Raw genomic sequence first — 20,544 nt, forward strand, 5'->3', positions numbered from 1 at the left:
GCATGACGAGCGATCTGGCGACGCTGATGCGGCAGGCCCAGGACGACGATCCGCTGCGCGCGCTGGAGGCCACCACCGCGCTGCGCCACGAGCTCGAGCGGATCGAGGCCGTCCACGTGCGGCGGGCCCGGGTGGCCGGCCTGGCCTGGGCGCAGATCGCGAACGCGATCGGGGTGAGCAAGCAGGCCGTGCACAAGAAGTACGGCAAACGCTAGCTCCACTGCCCGGCGAACCAGCCGAGCACGATGTTCCAGGAGTAGCCGCGCCTGATCCGCGCCGCCACGGCGGGGGGCAGCGTGTCCAGCCCCCGGTGCTCCAGCAGCACCCGCGTGCCGCCCTCGACGGCGGTGAAGGCGACCTCGATCTCCATCCGGCCGGTCGGGTTGAGCAGGTCCGCCCAGACGAGGCGGTGCGGCGGCTCCCAGGCGACGATCCGGCCGGTGTCGACATGGCCGCCGTCCGACCACATCTCGCGGAGGAACCCGTCCTCGAACCGGATCCCGACCGCGCGCTCCGGGTCGGTCCAGCTGTACGGGCCGCGTACGTACCAGCGGTCGATCTCGTCGGTGAAGACGCGGAAGGCGGTGCCGGGGTCGACCGGCACGGTGACGACGGCCTGGACCGAGCTCATCGCGCATCGCCCTCCCGGGCGGCTTCGACGTGGTCCTTGAACGAGCCGAGCTGTTCGGCCCAGAACGCCTGAACCTGGTCCAGCCACGCCTGCAAGGCGGTGAACGGCTCCTGCCGCAGGGAGTACAGGCGCAGGCGGGCGTCGTCACCGCCGGCCTCCGCCCGCACCAGGCCGCCCGCCCGCAGCACGCGCAGGTGCCTGCTCAGCGCGGGCGCGCTCATCTGGACGGCCTGGGCCAGCTCGCCGGCCGGGCGCGGGCCGTCGCGCAGCAGGTCGATCACCTTGCGCCGGGTGGGATCGGCCAGCGCGGCCAGGGTCGCGTCCACATGGTTAACGTTGCTGTTAATCGTTGACTGCTTTCGCTATGGTGTTAATAGTTCACGATAGCGCTAATCATTGCGGAGGAACCGTATGGCCGTCGAGCTCGGCTACTACACCTTGTCCGTCGGCGACCTCGACCGGGCGGCGGCCTTCTACGGCGCGTTGTTCGCCTGGGAGTTCAGCCGGGAGCACGAGACGTACCTGCACGTCACCAACACGGCGGTGCCCATGGGCTTCACCGCGGGCGGCCCGTCGTCGCAGCCCAACCTCTATTACCACGTGGCCGACATCGACGCGTCCGCCGAGCGGGCGCGCCGGCTCGGCGGCACGACAGGGGAGATGCTGGACAGCAAGTCCGGCCGCGGTTGCACCTGCACCGACGACCAGGGCACCGTCATCGGGCTCTGGCAGCCGGCCCCCGGGTTCGCGTGATCAGTCCGGGGCCTTGACGGTCGCGATGCCGAGGGTGCTGGTCATCGGCAGCAGGCCCGCTCCGAAGACGGCGCCCAGGACCGGCCCGGCGAGTACGGCCAGGCGCTGGGCGCGCTCCTCGCCCAGGGCCCGCCACGGTGCTGCGGCCAGCTCGTCGGTCATCCGCTCCACCTGGTCGCGCAGCGCCCGCCCCCGCTCGGTCGCCTGCCCCGAGGGGTCGACCAGGCCGCGCGCGGTGAGGCGCTCGTGCGCGGCGGCCCACTCCTGCTCGCTCCAGCCGCGCCCGGCGAAGTTCGCCACGGGGGCCGCGCCGATCGCGGCGAAGGAGACCAGTGACTCACACGGATCCAGGTCCGCCGTCAGCAGCGCGGCCAGGTGGCCGTCGCCACGGTGCTCGCGCAGCACCGTGGCCGCATGCCAGAGCGCGAGCAGCGGCTCCTCGGGCCAGGGCAGGTCGAGGTTGGCGGCGGCGAACGGCCGCGCGGCCACGGCCGTGCTCTCGGCGGCCCGCCTGGCCAGCTCGGCCGCCTCCGCCACCTCCGGTCCCGCCACCCGATCGCCCAGCAGCGCGCGGTACGTACGCTCGACCGCTGTCAGCCTGGCCTGCAGGACCTGGGCAGGCGAGGCGGTGTCCCAGAGGCCGGTCACGTGCTCCTGGATCATGCTCGGGCTGAAGCTGTAGCAGGCGGCGGCGGTCGCTCTCGGGCCCACGGCCCCCAGTGGTGCGGTGCGGTAGGCGAAGTAGCTCGGCCAGCGCGTCTCCACGTCGTAGCCGAGCGCCGCGGCCTCCTCGAAGCCCTCGGGCGAGAAGTACAACACGGCGTGGATCGGCTCCATTTGGTGCCACATGCTGCGGGCAAGCCGCGAAACATCAGACATCGCGAAAAATCCCTCACTGTCTAGATAAGATATAACAGTGACGATAGAGGCATGGCGCATCACTGGTCAATCCCAAATAGACAGTTATGTCGGCCGCTGGGTGGAGGTGGCGGTCACGCTGATCAACACGTTGTCCGTCGACCGGGCGCACGGCCGCCGGCTCCAGCCGCCCGCCGACCGGTCCGCCCGCCTGTCCGCCATCGGCGCCAAGGCAGGCGAGCTGAGCCCGCGCGGGCCGGTGACGGCCGCCGACGCCGACGGGCTGGCGGAGGTGGCGGCGGAGCTGCGCCCGGTCTTCGGCCCGGCCCCGCAGCTGGGCGCGTTGAACGCGGCCCTGACCCGGCACGGCGCCGTCCCCCACGTCCAGGGGGATCCTCCGGTGCTCACCTTCCACCGCGAGGACGCCGGCCTGGTCGACGCCTGGGCCGCGAGCGCGGCCACCGCCCTGGCCATGGTGATCGGCGTCGGTCAGGGGGTACGGCTCCGCTCGTGTGAGGCGGACGGATGCGACCTGGTCTTCTTCGACGTCACCCGCAACGCCTCCCGCAGGTTCTGCGGCCTGTCCTGCCAGAACCGCGCCAAGGCCAGCGCCTACCGGGCCCGCCGCAGAGCCTGATCGCCCGTGACGGCGGCCATCGTCGGCGACTTGGTAGGGTGCCCAGGCGGCACCGCTGGGAGAGCACCGGAAGCGTTCAAGGGAGAGGTGGCCGGGCGACGATGCAGGCGTCAGATGTCTCGCGTGCGATGGCCGCGGCCATGTCGACGGCCTCATCACTCGATCTGACGGTCGACGACGCCGTCGTCCTTCACGACTCGAACAAGCTCGCTCTGCGTCTGCTGCCCTGTGACGTGCTCGCCCGGGTGGCCCATGCAGGCGATCAGGTCCTGCGGTTCGAGGTCGAGCTCGCTCAGCGGCTCGCCGAGTCCGGGTGCCCCGTGGCCGCCCTTGAGCCTCGGGTGCCGCCACGTGTCCATGAGCGTGATGGTTTCGAGGTCACCCTGTGGACCTTCTACGAACCCGGGTCACCTCAAGAGGTCTCACCGGCCGGCTACGCCGGGGCGCTCGAGCGGTTGCACGCCGGCATGCGCAAGCTCGATGTCCCGACGCCGCACTTCACGGATCGAGTCGAGCAGGCCCGGCGACTCGTGGCGAGCCCCGACCGCACTCCGGCGCTCGCCGACGCGGACCGTGAGCTGCTCGCCGACACCTTACGACGCCTGAGACGAACGATCGGCGAGCGCGGCGGCGCCGAGCAGCTGCTGCACGGCGAGCCGCACCCTGGCAACCTGCTCACCACGCGGGACGGGCCGCTGTTCATAGATTTCGAGACATGCTGCCGCGGGCCCGTCGAATTCGACCTCGCCCATGCGCCCGAAGAGGTCGGCGCGCACTATCCGGGTGTCGATCAGGAGTTGCTGCGCGAGTGCCGGATCCTCGTGCTGGCGATGATCACGGCATGGCGCTGGGATCGGGACGACCAGCTCCCGAACGGGCGCCGGCTGGGCACAGAGTGGCTCGACCAGATCAGAACGGCGCTCGATCGCGAAGGCCCGGATACCCCTGGCTGAGTGAGGGGCGAGCAAGCGGAGCGGCAGCGCCGAAATCTCCAACCCGGAACCAGGCTCGCAACCGATCGCGGACACGACGTGACCGCGATCCGTCCTAACGTCGTGCCGAAACGGAAGGAGATCTCCATGACCATTGTCGTGGCGGGCGCCACCGGCAACGTCGGACGCCCTCTCGTCGAGCAGTTGCTGGTCGCCGGGCACCAGGTCCGCGCCCTCACCCGTGACCCCGCCAGGGCGAGCCTGCCCGCGGGCGCGCAGGTGGTGGCGGCCGATCTGACGGACACCGCCGATCTGGCCGCGGCCTTCGATGGCGCCACCGCCGTGCACCTGATCGGCTTCGACGGCGCGGACTTCAGCCCGCTCGCCAACGGCCCCGACATCGTGGACCTGGCGATGAAGGCCGGCGTGCGCAAAGTGACGGTGCTGCGGGGCGAGGTGACCAAGGGCCCGCTGGAGGAGGCGATCGAGGCGAGCGGTCTGGAGTGGACTCATCTCGCCCCGGTGGAGTTCATGTCCAACGCCCTGGAGTGGGCCGGGTCGGTCAAGGCCGAGGGCGTGGTGCGTGAGGCGTTCCCGGAGGCCAGGAGCGCCATGATCCACGAGGCGGACATCGCCGCGGTGGCCGCCGTCGCGCTGACCAGTGACGGGCACGCGGGGCGGGAGTACTGGCTGACCGGTCCGCAGGCGCTCACCCCACCGGAGAAGGTACGCACCATCGCCGAGGTTCTCGGGCGTGAGGTGCGTTATGTCGAGTTGAGTCGTGACGAGATCGTCAAGGAGTGGCGGCAGGCGGGCTACTCGGACGAGGACGTCGAGTTCTTCCTGACCATGCGCACCGATCCGCCGGTGGCCGGTTACACCGTGCTGCCGACGGTGGAGGAGGTCACCGGGAGGCCGGCGCGGACGTTCGCGCAGTGGGTCCGGGAGCACGCCGCCGCTTTCGGCGGCCCGTGACGAACCTCCTCCGACCTCCGCGTGTTGCCCCCGAATGGGGGTAATGGGAGCTGACTCGGATATCCGTGGAGGAGAGATGCGCTCGTCGATCAGTCTGGGCCGCATCGGGGGCGTCTCGGTCGGGCTCAACATCAGCGTGCTGTTCATCGTGGTGATCCTGGTGTTCGGGCTGGCTTTCGGGCGCTTCCCCGCCGTGTACCCGGGCCTGTCCCCGGTGGCCTACGTGCTGGCCGGGCTGGCGTCGGCGGTGCTGTTCCTGGCCTCGCTGCTGGCGCACGAGCTCGCGCACGCGCTGACGGCCCGGCGGCACGGCATCGAGGTGTCACAGATCACGCTGTGGCTGCTCGGCGGTGTGGCCGAGCTGCGCGGAGAGCCCCGTTCGCCCGGCGCCGACCTGAAGATCGCCGTGGTGGGCCCGCTGACGAGCCTGGCGGCCGGGGTGGTCTTCGGCGGCCTGGCGCTGCTGTCGGCGGCCGTGGGCCCGCCCCTGGTCGCCGGCATGTTCGGCTACCTGGCGGGCGTCAACGTGCTGCTGGCCGTGTTCAACCTGATCCCGGCCGCGCCGCTGGACGGCGGCAGGGTGCTGCGCGCGGCGCTGTGGGCGCGGTGGGGGGACAGGGCGAGGGCGGCGATCGCCAGCGCACGCGCCGGACGCGTCTTCGGCTACGTCCTCATCGCCCTGGGCTTCATGCAGGTCGTCAGCGGTCTGGGCTTCGAGGGGCTGTGGCTCGCCCTGATCGGCCTCTTCCTGGTCAACGCGGCCAGCGCCGAGGAGCAGCAGAGCAGGATCGGCACCGCCCTGTACGGGGTCCGGGTCGCGGACGCGATGACGGCGCGGCCCATCGTGGCCGATCCCGACGAGACCGTGGAAGAGCTGATCGACCGGGTGGTGATGCGCGAGCGCCTGTCCACCTACCCCCTCGTCGACGCAGGCGGCGGCTTCGCCGGGCTGGTGACGCTCAACCGCATCCGTGAGGTGGCCCCCGCCCGGCGGGCCTCCCTGAGGTTGCGGGACATCGCCTGCCCGCCCGATCAGGTGCCGCGGGCCCGGCCCGAGGAGGCGCTGACCGAGCTGCTGACCCGGATGAGCGGCAGCGCGGACGGGCGGGCCGTGGTGCTCGACTCCGACGGTCGCCTGGTCGGGCTGCTCACCCCCACCGACATCAGCCGGATGATCCAGACCGCCGAGCTGCACGGGGGAAACCCGGCCCTGAGAACACGCGGCGCCGACCTCGCCGGGCCGTACCACGATGATCATGGCCGGGCGGTCTGACCCGGCTCCTGGGAGATCTCGACCGGGTAAGTTGGGCGGTCATGGAGCAACGTCCATTTGACCGGATAACCGCCGTGGCGGTCGCGGCCCTCGTCGCCGTGGCGGGCTGCGGCGGGCAGGAGCCGCAGCCCGTAGCCGTCCCCTCGCCGTCGCTCGCGTCCGCGTTGCCGTCGGCCACCACCGATCCGGCGGTGGCGCTCCCCGCGCCCAACGAGGTGATCCCCAAGGACGCGGCGCGGCTGGCCGAGGCGCTGGAGACGACCGCCGAGGCGCTCTACGACGCCATCGACGCGTGGAACGAAGGCGACAGCGAGAAGCCGCCGCAGGACGTCGAGCTCCTGGCGCTCTACCATCAGCGCATTCTCCGGTACGCCGCCCGCCACCCCAAGGTGGCCACCAAGGCCTTCGCCAAGCTGCCGCGCACGCTCGCCGCCCAGTCCAAGGACGAGACCGCGGCCATCCAGGAGCTGCTCGCCCTGGCCAGGCCCATCAAGGGCTCGGCCACCTTCAAGGTCCAGCCCGCGCTGCCCGCCGCCGACCTGCTGCGCCACTTCAAGAAGGCCGAGCGCCGCTTCGGGGTGGAATGGGAGGTGCTGGCCGCGGTGATGCTGGCCGAGACCAAGTTCGGCAGGGTGAAGTCGGACAGCCACGCCGGAGCCCAGGGCCCCATGCAGTTCATGCCCGCGACCTGGAAGGCGTACGGCCTGGGCGGTGACATCCAGGACCCGCGCGACGCCGTCATGGCCGCCGCCAACTATCTGCGCGCCACCGGCGCGCCGCGCGACTATCAGCGGGCGCTGCACGCCTATAACCCGTCGCAGGCGTACGTGGACGCCATCCTCCTGCACGCCCGCCAGATCAAGCGGGACGCCAGAAACTACTACGTCTACTACAACTGGCAGGTGTTCGTCCTGACCACGGACGGGGAGCGCCGCCTGACCGGTCCGTGACCCGGCGGCCCGGCTGAGACCGGCTCATGTTTGGGTCTTGTCGCCCCCACTGAGGCAGGGGATGCTGACGGCGGATTGATACCCGGCCCGGTGAGGTGTCCGTGATGTGTCGTCGTTCCGCCGCCAGGACACTCGCCGTCGTGCTTCTCCTGGCCGCTTCGCTGGTCTCCGGGTCCACGGGCGCCACCGCGCAGGCGGGCCCGGCGCAGGCCGCCGCCGAGGTCCGCGGGTTCGTCGACGCGCACAGCCACCTGTTCTCCTACGAGGCGTTCGGCGGCAGGCTGATGTGCGGCAGGCCGTTCGACCCCGACGGGATCGAGGAGGCGCTGAAGGACTGCGCCGACCACCACCCCAACGGCGAGCTCGCCTGGTTCGAGAACTTCACCAGGACCGGCTCGCCGACCGGCACCCACGACCCGGTGGGCTGGCCCACCTTCGCGGACTGGCCGGCCCACGACTCGCTGACCCACCAGCAGGCCCACTACACCTGGGTGGAACGGGCCTGGCGCGGCGGGCTGCGGATCATGGTGAATCACCTGGTGGCCAACCGCCAGCTGTGCGCCATCTACCCGCTCAGGCGCAACTCCTGCGATGAGATGGACACTCTCAGACTCCAGGCCCAGCGAGCCCGCGAGCTGCAGGAGCACATCGACGCCGAGCACGGTGGGCCCGGCCTGGGCTGGTTCAGGATCGTGCACGACGCGGCGGAGGCCAGGCGGACCGTCGCGGCCGGCAAGCTCGCCGTCGTCCTGGGCGTCGAGGCCTCCGAGCCGTTCGGCTGCCGCCAGACCTTCGGCATCCCGCACTGCACCAGGGCACAGATCGACCGCGGCCTGGACGAGCTGTACGAGCTGGGCGTGCGCAGCATGTACGTCTGCCACAAGTACGACAACGCGCTGTGCGGCGTCCGCTTCGACTCCGGCACCCAGGGCGCCATCGTCAACCTGGGCAACCTGCTCAGCACCGGCTCCTTCTGGCAGGCCCGCACCTGCACGGGGGCCGAGCACGACAACCCGATCGAGCCCGGCGGGGTCCTGCCCGACCAGCTCGCCGGGCTGCTGCCGCCGGGGGTCTCGCTGCCGCTGTATCCCCCCGCCCCGCACTGCAACACCAGAGGGCTGAGCGGGCTCGGCGAGCACATGGTGCAGGGGTTGATGCGGCGCGGCATGCTGGTGGAGATCGACCACATGAGCGTGAAGGCCGCCGACCGCACCCTCGACCTCCTGGAGGCCGCGGACTACCCCGGCGTGATCTCCTCCCACAGCTGGGCCGACCCCGGCTACTTCGGCAGGATCTACGCCCTCGGCGGCATGATCACCCAGTACGGGCACGACTCGGAGCACTTCGTCGCCGAATGGCGGCGCACCGAGCCGCTCCGGCAGGCGCACCAGGTCGCCGGCTACGGCTACGGCCTGGACGTCAACGGCATGGGCCGGCTGCCGGGCCCCCGGGCCCCTGGCGCCGTCGGCCCGGTCACGTACCCCTTCACCTCCTTCGACGGCAGCGTGCGCCTGGACCGGCAGCGCACCGGCGAGCGGGTCTGGGACGTCAACACCGACGGCGTCGCCCACTACGGCCTGGTGCCCGACTGGATCGAGGACATGCGGCTCCTCGCCGGTCCGGAGATCGTCCAGGACCTGGCGGCGGGAGCCGAGTCCTACCTGCGCACCTGGGAGGCGGCCGCACATCGGCCCGCTGTCGCGTCAGGACGTTGACCGGGGGATCCTTCTGACATTCACCCGAACGACCGTCAATCGCCACGTCAATCGGCCGGAAGGCGTACTCGCGGCACGTTCATCACCGTGAACAACGCCGATGACTGGGCCCTTGACAGGGGCGTGACACGCCAATAGCGTCCCGTCTGCTTATATCGTTTCAATCCCTTTGGGACGCGAGGAGCCTGTGCCATGAGCAGCCCCAGCATCCGTCGCGCATTCGTCACCGCCGTGGCCGCCCTGCTCTGCACGACGCCGGTGGCCGTTCCGGCCGGCGCGGCGGCCGGGGAGCGGCACGGGCCGCGGATGGAGCGTCTCGACCGGGGGCTGGTCGCCGCCTCCACCGGCGAGGGCGTCTTCCTGAGCTGGCGGTTGCTCGGCGACGAGGTGACCGGGCACGGCGACGACGGCATGACGGGGCCGGACTTCCGCGTCTACCGCGACGGCCGGCCGATCGCGACCGTCACCGGCGGCACCAACTATCACGACGCCGCGGGCACCGGCTCCGCGGAGTACCGCGTGGCCCCCGTCGTCCAAGGCAGGGAGGGCCGGCGCAGCGCTCCGGTCGCGCCGTGGCTTGAATCGTTTTATGACCTGCCGCTGCGGAAACCGGCCGACGGGGTCACGCCGGCGGGGGAGGCCTACACCTACTCGGCCAACGACATGAGCGTCGGTGACGTCGACGGCGACGGGCGCTACGAGTTCGTCGTCAAATGGGATCCGTCGAATGCCAAGGACGTTTCCCAGCGCGGCTACACCGGAAATACCTATCTCGACACCTACACCCTTGACGGCACCCTGCTCTGGCGGCTCGACCTGGGTGTCAACATCCGATCCGGCGCCCATTACACGCAGTTTCTCGTGTACGACTTCGACGGTGACGGCCGCTCGGAGATGATGGTCAAGACCGCCCCGGGCACCAAGATCATTCGGTACGCGCCGGGCGGCGAGGTGGTCTCCGAGCGCCACATCACGCTGCCGAGGCGGGACGTCAAGTCGGGGCACGCGCACACCGACGACCACCGCAAGAGCGCCGAGGACTACTTCGAGCACGTCGTCGAGATGTTCCTGGGCTGGCACGAGCATCCCGAGGTGGTCGCCGGACGCTGGCCGGCGACGCTGGAGCAGGCCTTCGGCATCGAACCCGCGCACGACTACCCGCTCTCCCGGCAGGCCGCCACCGAGCTCGCCACCTACTTCGTCGACGTCTACGCCCCAGGCCGCAGCGGCAACAACCGGCTGCGGGAGTTCGCCGGCTTCGTCATCACCGGGCCGGAGTACCTGTCGGTGCTGCACGGCGCCACCGGCAGGGAACTGCAGACGATCCCGTACAAGCCCGCCCGCGGCGACGACGGCCTCCTGTGGGGCGACTACGCGATGTCCCGGATCGAGCCGGGCAACCGCGTCGACCGCTTCCTGTCGGCCGTCGGCTACCTCGACGGCAAGCGCCCGTCGGCCATCTTCGCCCGCGGCTACTACACCCGCGCCACGCTGGTGGCCTACGACTGGAACGGCCGGAGGCTGAAGGAGGTCTGGTACGTCGACAGCGGTCACGTGCCGATGGCCAACCCGTTCCACGCCGCCCCGCACGGCGTGGACGGCTCCGACCCCGAGTTCGGCACCATCACCACGCAGGGCTTCCACTCCCTCGGCGTGGCCGACGTGGACGGCGACGGCAGGCAGGAGGTCGTGTACGGCGCGGCGACCATCGACGACGACGGTGACCTGCTCTACTCCTCCTTCGCCGAAGGACCGCCGCAGAGCGACGTGCCGGGGAGGCGCGTGCGGCTGGGGCACGGTGACGCGATGCACGTCGGCGACCTCGACCCGGACCGCGACGGCCTGGAGATCTGGACCGTGCACGAGGGCGGCCGGTCGGCCCCCTACGGCTGGGCGATGCGCGACGCCGCCACCGGCGAGGTGCTCTTCGGCGGCTACAGCGGCGTGGACACCGGACGCGGCATGGTCGGCGACATCGATCCCGCCGTCCGTGGCCTGGAGGCCTGGTCGTCGATGCCGCCCGGCCAGACGGTCCAGGCGGGCCTGTGGTCGGCGCGCGGCGAGTATCTGGGCAGGGACGCGCCGGGCACGAACATGAGCATCCGCTGGGCGGCCGACATGACCACCCAGATCGTCAACGGCACGGCCACCACGACCCCGACCATCGACGACCGCGCGCGTGGCACGCTGCTCACGGCGGAGGGCACGCTGACCAACAACGGGACCAAGGGCAACCCCGCCCTGGTGGCCGACGTCCTCGGCGACTGGCGGGAGGAGCTGCTGGTGCGCACCGCCGACAGCGGCGCGATCCGGATGTACGTCAGCACCGAGGTGACGGACCGCAAGCTCTACACCCTCATGCACGATCCGCAGTATCGGGCGGATGTGGCCCGGCAGCAGACGGGGTACAACCAGCCGGCCTATCCGAGCTTCCATCTCGGCTCGGACATCGACTGGTCGCGGGTCCCGGTGCCCGGAGCCCGGCGTCACGCGGATCGGTAGCGGCCGCCTCGCGTGGCGAGGGCGATGCCGGAATAGGGTGATAAGCGCTCGGCGTCATCCGGTCGAACCGCTTACCCGAGGGATTAGATCACGAAAGTCTTCCGCATTCTGTCGTGCATTGTCTGGATCTCGTGACAATGTCCCTATATTGCGACATCTTGGCTCGGGGCGGTATTACTGCAGGTCGGAGTGGTCGAACAAGGGCGCCGAGGCGGAGCTCGGTAATCTGACTGTTATATTTAACCCTTGCTGACCGTTACGTATAGCCCGATATTGTTCACTTGAACGTCGTCTTCACATCAATGGATTTCCATGATGTCAGGCGGCGTCTTCGTTGTGGGGGCCGTCTTCATCCCGAACCACCGGCCCCGTCCAACGTGGACGGAGAGTGATGGGCAAGTACCTGCTTCGCAGGTTGGCAATAAATGTGATCTTGGTCGCGGTGGCGGCGAGCCTGGCGTACATGCTCGCCGCGACCACCATGAACCCGCGTGCCGCCTACGAAGGGCGTCAGCCACCGGTCCCCACGGCCGTCATCGACGCGACCCTCGACGCGTACAACCTCAACGACAAGACACCCGTGCTGCAGCGGTACGCGACCTGGGTGTCGGGGGTGGTCACCGGTGACTTCGGCAAGACCTGGAACGGCGGCTCGGTCAACGACGAGATGGGCCGGCGGATCATGGTCAGCCTGCGGTTGCTGCTCGTCGGCACGCTCGTGGGCTTCGCCCTGGGGGTGGCGCTGGGCGCCTACTCGGCCGTCAAACAGTACAGATTCGCCGACCGCCTGATCGGGGTCGGCTCCTTCGTGGTGATGGCGATCCCGGTGTTCGTGCTGGCCACGCTGCTCGCGATCGGCACCTACAACCTCAACCGAGGGCTCGGGTTCACGCTGATCGAGTACACCGGGGAGTACAACCCCAGGCTGACGGGCTGGGACCAGTTCCTCAACCGGCTCAACCACCTGATCCTGCCGACCATCTCGCTCAGCCTCGGCTCCATCGCCTTCTACAGCCGCATCCAGCGCAGCATGATGCTCGACGTGCTGAACCAGGACTTCGTCCGCACGGCGATGGCCAAGGGGCTGCGGCGCAGGACCGCGCTGCTGAAGCACGCGCTGCGGACCGCGCTGATCCCCGCGGCCACCTACTTCGCCTTCGCGTTCGGGACGATGCTCACCGGAGCCACGTTCACCGAGAAGATCTTCGCCTGGCACGGCATGGGGGCCTGGCTGATCGACTCGATCCATCAGAACGACGTCAACGCCGTCGCCGCGGTGAGCTTCTTCTCCGCCGTCTGTGTCCTGGCCGCCGCCTTCCTCTCGGACCTGCTGGTGGCGGCCCTCGATCCCCGAGTGCGGGTGAGTTAGGTGCGTTCGAAGGTCGTATTCGCGCGGCTGCTGCGCAACAGGCAGGCCCGCTATGGCGCCATCGCGCTGATCCTGCTGGTGGCGCTCGCCTACGTCGGCCCGTACGTCGGCCCGTACGACTGGACCGACAAGGACTTCCTGGCGTTCCTGTCGCCTCCGTCGGCCGACCACTGGTGGGGGACCACCACGATCGGCCAGGACATGTACGCGGTCACGCTGCGTGGCATGCAGAAGTCGATCATCATCGGGCTGCTGGTGGCGCTCATCTCCACCGGTCTCGCGGCCCTGGTGGGAGCGTTCGCCGGATATTTCGGTGGCTGGGTGGACAAGGTGCTCATGTGGGGCGTGGACCTGCTGCTCGTCCTGCCGAGCTTCCTCATCATCGCGATCGTCTCACCCCGGCTCAAGGGCGCCTCCTGGCTCTGGTTCGTCGCGCTGCTCGCGGCGTTCACCTGGATGATCACCTCCCGGGTGGTGCGCAGCATGACGCTCTCACTGCGCGAGCGGGAGTACGTCCTGGCCGCCGTCTACATGGGCATCCCGCGCTGGAAGATCATTTTCCGGCACATCGTGCCGAACCTGTCCTCCCTGCTGATCATCGACGCGACGCTCAACGTCAGCGCCGCGGTCATCGGCGAGGCGGCGCTGTCGTTCTTCGGCTTCGGCATCCAGCCCCCCGACGTCTCACTCGGCACCCTGATCGCCGAAGGATCCCGCAACGCCACCGGCTACCCCTGGCTGTTCGCCTTCCCCGCCGGTCTGCTGGTGGTCCTGGTGCTGAGCGTCAACCTGCTGGGCGACGGACTGCGTGACGCACTCGACCCGGGGAGCAACTCATGAGCATCTTGGAGGTCCGCGACCTCAACGTCACCTTCCCCGGCGGCATCGAGGCCGTGCGCGGGGTGAGCTACGAGGTCTCCCGCGGCGAGGTGCTCGGCATCGTCGGCGAGTCCGGCTCCGGCAAGTCCGTGACCTCGCTGGCCATCATGGGCCTGCTCGCGCCGAACGCGTCGGTGAGCGGCTCGGTCAAGCTGCACGGCCAGGAGCTGCTCGGCCTCGACGAAGGCAGGCTGACCAAGGTCCGCGGCAAGTCGATCAGCATGATCTTCCAGGACCCGCTGTCGGCGTTCACCCCCGTCTACACGATCGGCGACCAGGTGGCCGAGGCCATCCGGGTGCACCAGAAACTGCCCAAGGACAAGGCCGCCAAGCGGGCCGTCGAGCTGCTCGACCTGGTCGGCATCCCGCATCCGGACGTGCGGGCCAAGTCCTTCCCGCACGAGTTCTCCGGCGGCATGCGCCAGCGCGCCATGATCGCGATGGCCATCGCCAACGACCCTGACCTGCTGATCTGCGACGAGCCGACCACCGCGCTGGACGTCACCATCCAGGCCCAGGTGCTCGAGGTGCTCAAGACCGCCCAGCGGGAGACGGGCGCCGGCATCGTGATGATCACCCACGACCTGGGCGTCATCGCGGGCATGGCCGACCGGGTGCTCGTCATGTACGCGGGCAGGCCGGTCGAGCAGGGCCAGGTGGACGACATCTACTACCGGCCGCGCATGCCGTACACGATGGGTCTGCTCGCCTCGATCCCCCGGATCGACGGCGACGAGGGGCCGCTGGTCCCGATCGAGGGCAACCCGCCCTCCCCGGTCGACCTGCCGCCGGGCTGCCCGTTCGCGCCGCGCTGCCCGATGAAGGTCGACGCGTGCGACGACGAGGAGCCGCCGCTGGTCCAGATCGGCGGCGGGCGTCAGGTGGCCTGCATCCGCTCGCGCGAGATCGAGCACAAGAACCTGACCGGCGCCGACGTCTTCCCCGTCCCCGTCATCCCGCCGAGCGATGCCGTACGCGTGCCGCGCGAGCAGCGCCCGGCGGTGCTGGAGCTCGACGACGTCATCCGCCACTACCCGCTGATGAAGGGCGCGGTGTTCAAGCGCCGCGTCGGCACGGTGCACGCGGTCGACGGCATCAGCTTCGACATCGCGCAGGGCGAGACGCTGGCCCTGGTCGGCGAGTCCGGCTGCGGCAAGACGACCACGCTGCAGCAGATCATGCAGCTCCGGGCGCCGCAGCGCGGCCGCGTCGTCGTGCTCGGCAAGGACAGCGCCACGCTGGACAAGGCCGCCCACAAGGAGCTCCGCGGCGAGCTGCAGATCGTCTTCCAGGACCCCATGGCCGCGCTCGACCCGCGCATGCCGGTCGGCGACATCATCGCCGAGCCGCTGCGCGCCCACGGGCGCAAGAACGTGGCCGAGCGGGTCGACGAGCTGCTGCGGCTGGTCGGGCTCGCGCCGGAACACGCCGCCCGCTACCCGCAGCACTTCTCCGGCGGCCAGCGCCAGCGCATCGGCATCGCCCGCGCGCTCGCGCTCGACCCGAAGGTGCTGGTGCTCGACGAGCCGGTCTCCGCGCTCGACGTGTCCATCCAGGCCGGGGTCATCAACCTGCTGGAGCGGCTGAAGAACACCCTGGGGCTGTCGTACCTGTTCGTGGCGCACGACCTGGCCGTGGTCCGGCACCTCGCCGACCGGGTCGCGGTCATGTACCTCGGCAAGATCACCGAGATCGGCGCCGTCGAGGACGTCTACGACCGCCCCGCGCACCCTTACACACAGGCGCTGCTGTCAGCGATCCCGCTGCCGGACCCCGTGCTGGAACGCTCACGCAAGCGCATCCTGCTCGAAGGTGACCTGCCCAGCCCGGCGGACCCGCCATCGGGGTGCCGGTTCCGCACCCGCTGCCCCAAGTTCGCCCGGCTCAGCCAGGCGGAGCAGCGGCGCTGTGTGGACGAGGAACCGCTGGTCGCTCGGCACGCGAACGCCATGGATCACGGCGTCGCCTGTCACTACGCGGAAGAGATCGAGGTCATCACGGCCTCGGAAGATCAGGAGGAATTGTGAAGGTTCGTTATCGGGCAGGAGCGGGACTCGCGGTCCTCGCCATGGCCGTCGCGGCCTGTGGCGGTGGTGGCGGCGCTCAGGCGCCGAAGGCCGAGCAGTCGCAGCAGGCTCAGGAGCAGATGGCGCAGACGCCGGGCATCAGCATCAATCCCGTGCCGTACGAGCAGGTGAAGGACGGCGGCACGCTGACCCTGTCGATCGGCCAGTGGCCCAGCCAGTGGAACACCAACCACGTGGACGGCAACCAGGACGACACCGCGTTCATGATGGACACCCTCATGCCGCAGCTGATGGTGGCCGACGAGGAGGCCAACTACACCCCGAACCCCGACTTCGTCACCGACGTGAAGAACGAGATGTCCGGGGGCAAGCAGGTCGTCACCTACACGCTGAACGACAAGGCCGTGTGGTCGGACGGCACGCCGATCACCTGGAAGGACCTCGAGGCCACCTGGAAGGCCAACAACGGCGAGAACAAGAAGTTCAAGCCGGCCTCCACGGACGGCTACGAGCAGATCGAGTCGATCACCAAGGGCGACACGGACAAGGTCGCCATCGTGACCTACACCAAGCCGCGTCCGGAGTGGCAGGACCTGTTCTCCCGCTCGCCGTTCCTGCACCCCGCCAAGCACCTGGAGACGCCCGAGGCGTACGACAAGGACTACCTGCAGAAGGTTCCGGTCACCGCCGGGCCCTTCAAGGTGGAGAAGATCGACGAGGGCACCAAGACGCTCACCGTCGTGCGTGACGACAAGTGGTGGGGCAAGAAGGCCAAGCTCGACAAGATCATTTTCCGGACGATCGAGACGCCCGCCGCGCAGGTGAACGCCTTCGCCAACGGCGAGCTCGACGGCGTGGAGATCCCGCCGGGCAGCCCGGCCGACCTGAAGCGGGCCAAGGAAGTCCCCGACGTGGACGTCCGCAAGTCGCTCAGCCCCAACTGGCGGCACATCACCGTCAACAACCAGAGCGACTTCCTGAAGGACAAGTCGGTCCGGCAGGCCGTCCAGTACGCGATCAACCGGGATGTGATCACCCAGTCCGACCTCAAGGACATGGATTGGCCGATCCAGGCGCTCAACAACCACGTCTTCATGAACAACCACAAGGGCTACGTCGACAACTCCGGCGACCTGGGTAAGTACAACCTGGACAAAGCCAAGCAGCTGCTCGACGCGGCCGGTTGGAAGCAGGAAGGCGAGTACCGCAAGAAGGACGGCAAGGAGTTCGCGCTGAGCTTCGTCGTCCCCGCGGGCGTGCCGTACGCCAAGACCGAGGGCGAGCTCACCCAGGCCATGCTCAAGGAGGCCGGAATCAAGATCACGATCCGGCCGGTCCCCGATGACAAGTTCTTCACCGACTTCATCATCAAGGGCGACTTCGACCTGGTGCCGTTCTCCTGGATCGGCGACCCGCTCCCGCTCGGCTCGCTGCAGCAGATCTACAAGACCGGTTCGGAGAGCAACTTCCCCAAGGCGAGCGACCCCGCCGTGGACGCGGCGATCGACGCCGCGGTGAGCGAGATGGACCCGGTCAAGGCCTTCGAGAAGGCCAACGCCGCGGACAAGCTCGTCTGGGACATGGTGCACACCATTCCGCTGTACCAGCGCCCCGACATCCAGGCCACCAAGAAGACGCTCGCCAACTGGGGCGCCTTCGGCTACCACTGGCGGGACTACACCCAGGTCGGCTTCACCGGCTGACCCCCCGCACGCGTGACGATCTCCCCGCCGGTTTCCGGCGGGGAGATCGTCTTCGTTCTGTAGGATGATCCGATGAATCCCCCGATCGAGCCCTACGACCATGGGCACCTCGACGTCGGCGACGGTCACCTCGTCTACTGGGAGGTGTGCGGCAACCCCGAGGGCAAGCCGGCGCTCGTCGTGCACGGCGGCCCCGGCTCCGGCTGCAGCGTGAACCAGCGCCGCACCTTCGACCCCGAGCGCTACCGCATCATCCTGTTCGACCAGCGCAACTGCGGCCGCAGCCTCCCGCACGCCAGTGACCCGGCCGTCGATCTGTCCACCAACACCACCCACCACCTGATCGCCGACATGGAGCGGCTGCGCGAGCACCTCGGCGTCGATCGGTGGCTGTTGTACGGCGGGTCGTGGGGGTCCACGCTGACGCTCGCCTACGCCGAGGCGTATCCGGAGCGGGTGTCGGAGATCGTCATCATCGCCGTCACCATGACGCGCCGCTCCGAGATCGACTGGCTCTACCGAGGCGTCGGCCGCTTCTTCCCCGAGCAGTGGCAGCGCTTCCGCGAGGGCGTGCCGGAGGCCGAGCGCGACGGTGACCTGCTGGCCGCCTACGCCCGGCTGATGTCCGACCCCGATCCCGGCGTGCGGGCCAAGGCGACCCACGACTGGACGACGTGGGAGGACACGGTGATCTCCCTGGAGGTCAACGGCAAGCCGAACGCCTACAGCGACCGCCCGCCCGCCGACCTGCTCGCCTTCACCCGGATCTGCGCCCACTACTTCTCCAACGCGGCCTGGCTGGAGGAGGGCGTCCTGCTGCGTGAGGCGGACAGGCTGGCCGGCATCCCCGGCGTGCTCATCCACGGCCGGTTCGACCTGGGCTCGCCGCTGGAGACGGCCTGGCAACTGGCCCAGGCCTGGCCCGACGCGCGCCTCGTGGTGGTGGAGGATTCCGGACACACCGGAAGCGACACCCTGCGCAAGGAGCTGCACGCCGCCGTGGACGGCTTCGCCGGCTGACTGTTTCCCGCTCTCCCTGTAACGGCGGTGGCGGGCGGGCCGTTAGTACGGTGGGAGGGCTTCATGCGCAGGGTGATGCCGATCTACCTGGTGATCAACACGTCGCGGTCGATGGCGGGGCGGCTGGTCGAGTTCGAGCATGCGCTCGCCGCCATCGCTGACGAGCTGCTGTACTCGCCGCTCCTGGGCGACCGCGTGCGGGTGTGCGCCGTGGCCTTCGCCGACAGCGCCCGGTGTGTGTTACCGCTCGTGGACATCACCGAGGTCGAGGAGTTCCCGAAACTCGTCCCCGGCCGGGAGACGCGTTTCGCGCCCATGTTCGACCTGCTGACCGACCTGACCAACACGGACGCGGCCGCGCACATGGCGTCGGGCGTCTTCGCCTACCGGCCGCTGGTGCTGCTGGTGACCGACGGCGCGCCCGCCGATCCGGGCTGGGAGCGGGCCTTCGCCAGGTTCTACCGGCACGCCCACCCGAACATCGTCCTGTTCACCATCGGCCTGCGGGACTCGCAAGCCGAGGAGATGGGAGGCGCGATGCGGGCCACGTTCATCCGAGCGCTCGGCGACGCGCCGGACCAGCCGCTGATGAGCGAGATCTGCGCCGGGCTCATGGATCACCTCGCCCCGCTGGCGACGTCCCGGCGCCTCATCCGCCCGGACGACGCATGAGCGCCGAAGCCTGGGCGCCCGTGCCTGCCCGGATCACCGAGGCCGAGGTCGGGCTCGGCGGAGTGCTGGCCACCGGCGGCTCAGCGACCGTCCACACCGTGCTCGGACAGCGCAAGACGCTGCTGTACAAGAGGTACGGCGATTCGCACCACGCGGCCGAGCTGGACCGGCTGGTCGACACGCACGCCAAGCTGACGCCGAAGGCGGCCGCCTTCGCGCGGACGCGCCTGGCCTGGCCGGTCGCCGTGGTGTGCGACGGCGACCGCGTCGCCGGCGTGCTGATCGTGCGCGCGGCACAGGACTTCCACGTCACGCTGTCCGCGAGCCGGACCCGGGTGCGGGACTTCAACTTCCTGCTGTACGAGAAGCGAGCCGAGAGGCTCGGCGTCCAGCGGGCCACGGACCGGCAGAAGGTGGAGCTGCTCCGCGAACTGGTGGGCGTGCTGGCCTGGCTGGACGAGCGCGGCCTGGTCCACGAGGATCTGGCCGCGCACAACCTGCTGTGGAAGCTCGACCCGCCCGCCGTGTTCGTCCTGGACTGCGATTCGTTGCGGCTGCTCGCCGAGCCGAGCAGGCAGCCGCTCTACACCACCGTGGACTGGACCGATCCGCGGGTGCTGACCCGGAAAGTGGACCGGCCGGACGGTGCGTCGACGTCCTACGTGCTCGGCCTGCTGGCCGCGCGCACGCTGGTCTCGCCCTACTGGCATCCGGGGGACCCGCTGCCGCCCGATCGGTTTCCCGCCGCGCTCACGCCGATGGTGACGAGGGCACACGGCTCCGCCGATGACCGGCCGTCGCTGTCGGAATGGGACCGCGCGCTGGGCGGGGCGCTGGCCCAGACCACCGGGACCGTGGTCGAGCCCGCGTCGGTGGGGAACCCGGACGTCACCGAACCGGCGGACCGGCTGGCCTTCCTGATCGGGCTGGTCATCGGGGCGGTCCTGGCGGTGTTCGTGCTGCTGAGGTACGTGTGAACAGGCCGACGTGGGCCTGGATCTCGGAGTGGGCCGGACAGGCCGCGCAGATCACCACCGGCGTCGCCGGGCTGTCCTACGCCTTCGGGTGGGTGCTGATGGCCCGGTTCTACGGCAGCCTGGGCGTGGAGCCGGAGGAGGTCGGGATCACCTTCACCTGGCTGGTGGCGCGCGCGTTCCTGGTCGGCCTGGCGGCCCTGGCGGTGCTGCTGGCCGCCCGCTGGCTGCAGGGGCGGGCCACCTTGGTGCGGTCGACCGACCTCGTCCTGTCCGTGGGGACGGAGGTCCGGTCGCTGATGGAGGTCCGGCTGCCGCTGCACGGACGCCACTGGCTGCGGGGGGTGGCCGGGGCGCTGGTGGGATTCATCGTGGTGTTCCTGCTGGTCCTGCCGTTCCGGTTGGGGGACCGGTTCGCGGCCGACGCGCGAGCCGGCCGGCCGGTGGACTTCGGGTTGCTCGGCATGTCCGCGATCAGGGTGACCCCGGTGCGGCTCAGCTCCGCCGACCCGGCCAGGCCGTCCCCGGCGGCGGGGTGCGTGCTCCGGCTCGGGGGCAGTGCGGGGACCTCGCTGTTCATGGTGGAGGGCCGCGTGATTCGCCTGTCCGACCAGAACGTCGCCGTGTCCGCGCCGTGCTGACGACCCGCGATGCGCCCCCTGCCGGCCTGGCGG

21 protein-coding genes are annotated in these 20,544 nt (G+C 69.9%); 17 read left to right on the top strand and 4 right to left on the bottom strand.

The genetic code is table 11. The features are described 5' to 3' along the window. The first annotated feature begins 2 nt into the window (after positions 1-2). Positions 3-215, top strand: coding sequence for a hypothetical protein (locus tag ACTMTF_RS24045; protein ID WP_397013012.1), 213 nt, complete (start codon positions 3-5; stop codon positions 213-215). Here ACTMTF_RS24045 and ACTMTF_RS24050 read toward each other — a convergent pair. Next, a complete protein-coding gene (locus ACTMTF_RS24050) occupies positions 212-631 on the bottom strand; it encodes an SRPBCC domain-containing protein (protein WP_397013010.1) in 420 nt (139 codons plus the stop codon). The two genes, ACTMTF_RS24045 and ACTMTF_RS24050, sit on opposite strands and share 4 nt — an antisense overlap. Then, positions 628-957, bottom strand: a complete 330-nt coding sequence (locus tag ACTMTF_RS24055) for an ArsR/SmtB family transcription factor (RefSeq protein WP_441112692.1) — start codon at positions 955-957, stop codon at positions 628-630. Before ACTMTF_RS24055 ends, ACTMTF_RS24050 begins: the two co-directional genes overlap by 4 nt. 85 nt (positions 958-1,042) lie before the next feature. Between ACTMTF_RS24055 and ACTMTF_RS24060 the strand changes: the two genes are divergently transcribed. Continuing rightward, positions 1,043-1,384: a VOC family protein gene (locus tag ACTMTF_RS24060; RefSeq protein WP_441112693.1), complete on the top strand. Its 342-nt coding sequence runs from the start codon at positions 1,043-1,045 to the stop codon at positions 1,382-1,384. Here ACTMTF_RS24060 and ACTMTF_RS24065 read toward each other — a convergent pair whose 3' ends face one another. After that, a complete protein-coding gene (locus tag ACTMTF_RS24065) occupies positions 1,385-2,263 on the bottom strand; it encodes an SCO6745 family protein (protein WP_441112694.1) in 879 nt (292 codons plus the stop codon). 37 nt (positions 2,264-2,300) lie between these two features. Between ACTMTF_RS24065 and ACTMTF_RS24070 the strand changes: the two genes are divergently transcribed. Next, positions 2,301-2,879, top strand: a complete 579-nt coding sequence (locus ACTMTF_RS24070; RefSeq protein WP_441112695.1) for a CGNR zinc finger domain-containing protein — start codon at positions 2,301-2,303, stop codon at positions 2,877-2,879. 155 nt (positions 2,880-3,034) lie between these two features. Here ACTMTF_RS24070 and ACTMTF_RS24075 read toward each other — a convergent pair whose 3' ends face one another. Continuing rightward, positions 3,035-3,238 carry a hypothetical protein gene (locus ACTMTF_RS24075; RefSeq protein WP_441112780.1) on the bottom strand — a complete coding sequence of 68 codons (204 nt, stop codon included), beginning with the start codon at positions 3,236-3,238 and terminating at the stop codon, positions 3,035-3,037. On the opposite strand from ACTMTF_RS24075, the gene ACTMTF_RS24080 reads away from it, so the two are divergent. From ACTMTF_RS24080 to ACTMTF_RS24145, 14 genes are all read left to right on the top strand, one after another. Beyond that, positions 3,149-3,832 carry a phosphotransferase enzyme family protein gene (locus ACTMTF_RS24080; protein ID WP_441112779.1) on the top strand — a complete coding sequence of 228 codons (684 nt, stop codon included), beginning with the start codon at positions 3,149-3,151 and terminating at the stop codon, positions 3,830-3,832. The two genes, ACTMTF_RS24075 and ACTMTF_RS24080, sit on opposite strands and share 90 nt — an antisense overlap. A 126-nt stretch (positions 3,833-3,958) precedes the next feature. After that, positions 3,959-4,786, top strand: coding sequence for an NAD(P)H-binding protein (locus ACTMTF_RS24085; protein ID WP_441112696.1), 828 nt, complete (start codon positions 3,959-3,961; stop codon positions 4,784-4,786). 76 nt (positions 4,787-4,862) lie between these two features. After that, a complete protein-coding gene (locus ACTMTF_RS24090; protein ID WP_441112697.1) occupies positions 4,863-6,059 on the top strand; it encodes a site-2 protease family protein in 1,197 nt (398 codons plus the stop codon). Positions 6,060-6,100: 41 nt separating this feature from the next. Beyond that, positions 6,101-7,009: a lytic murein transglycosylase gene (locus ACTMTF_RS24095; RefSeq protein WP_441112698.1), complete on the top strand. Its 909-nt coding sequence runs from the start codon at positions 6,101-6,103 to the stop codon at positions 7,007-7,009. Between the two features lie 104 nt (positions 7,010-7,113). Further along, a complete protein-coding gene (locus ACTMTF_RS24100) occupies positions 7,114-8,724 on the top strand; it encodes a Coagulation factor 5/8 type domain-containing protein (protein ID WP_441112699.1) in 1,611 nt (536 codons plus the stop codon). 192 nt (positions 8,725-8,916) lie between these two features. Further along, on the top strand, positions 8,917-11,226 hold the full coding sequence (locus tag ACTMTF_RS24105; protein WP_441112700.1) for a rhamnogalacturonan lyase: 2,310 nt from the start codon (positions 8,917-8,919) through the stop codon (positions 11,224-11,226). 391 nt (positions 11,227-11,617) lie between these two features. Next, positions 11,618-12,595: an ABC transporter permease gene (locus ACTMTF_RS24110; protein WP_441112701.1), complete on the top strand. Its 978-nt coding sequence runs from the start codon at positions 11,618-11,620 to the stop codon at positions 12,593-12,595. After that, positions 12,596-13,435: an ABC transporter permease gene (locus ACTMTF_RS24115; protein WP_441112702.1), complete on the top strand. Its 840-nt coding sequence runs from the start codon at positions 12,596-12,598 to the stop codon at positions 13,433-13,435. It abuts the gene before it with no gap. After that, positions 13,432-15,501 (top strand): ABC transporter ATP-binding protein, encoded by a 2,070-nt coding sequence (locus ACTMTF_RS24120; RefSeq protein ID WP_441112703.1) that lies wholly within the window; start codon positions 13,432-13,434, stop codon positions 15,499-15,501. The genes ACTMTF_RS24115 and ACTMTF_RS24120 overlap by 4 nt, the downstream gene beginning before the upstream one ends. Then, on the top strand, positions 15,498-17,204 hold the full coding sequence (locus ACTMTF_RS24125; RefSeq protein WP_441112704.1) for an ABC transporter family substrate-binding protein: 1,707 nt from the start codon (positions 15,498-15,500) through the stop codon (positions 17,202-17,204). Before ACTMTF_RS24120 ends, ACTMTF_RS24125 begins: the two co-directional genes overlap by 4 nt. 72 nt (positions 17,205-17,276) lie before the next feature. Further along, complete coding sequence (pip, locus tag ACTMTF_RS24130; protein WP_441112705.1) at positions 17,277-18,224, top strand: prolyl aminopeptidase; 948 nt, start codon at positions 17,277-17,279, stop codon at positions 18,222-18,224. Between the two features lie 63 nt (positions 18,225-18,287). Next, on the top strand, positions 18,288-18,896 hold the full coding sequence (locus ACTMTF_RS24135) for a vWA domain-containing protein (protein ID WP_441112706.1): 609 nt from the start codon (positions 18,288-18,290) through the stop codon (positions 18,894-18,896). Further along, the gene (locus tag ACTMTF_RS24140) at positions 18,893-19,873 is read left to right on the top strand and encodes a hypothetical protein (protein WP_441112707.1); all 981 of its coding nucleotides are present in this window, start codon (positions 18,893-18,895) and stop codon (positions 19,871-19,873) included. The genes ACTMTF_RS24135 and ACTMTF_RS24140 overlap by 4 nt, the downstream gene beginning before the upstream one ends. Then, a complete protein-coding gene (locus ACTMTF_RS24145) occupies positions 19,870-20,511 on the top strand; it encodes a hypothetical protein (RefSeq protein WP_441112708.1) in 642 nt (213 codons plus the stop codon). Before ACTMTF_RS24140 ends, ACTMTF_RS24145 begins: the two co-directional genes overlap by 4 nt. Positions 20,512-20,544 lie beyond the last annotated feature (33 nt).

Origin of the sequence: Nonomuraea sp. ZG12, assembly GCF_052068115.1 — a bacterium.
GTDB lineage: Bacteria > Actinomycetota > Actinomycetes > Streptosporangiales > Streptosporangiaceae > Nonomuraea.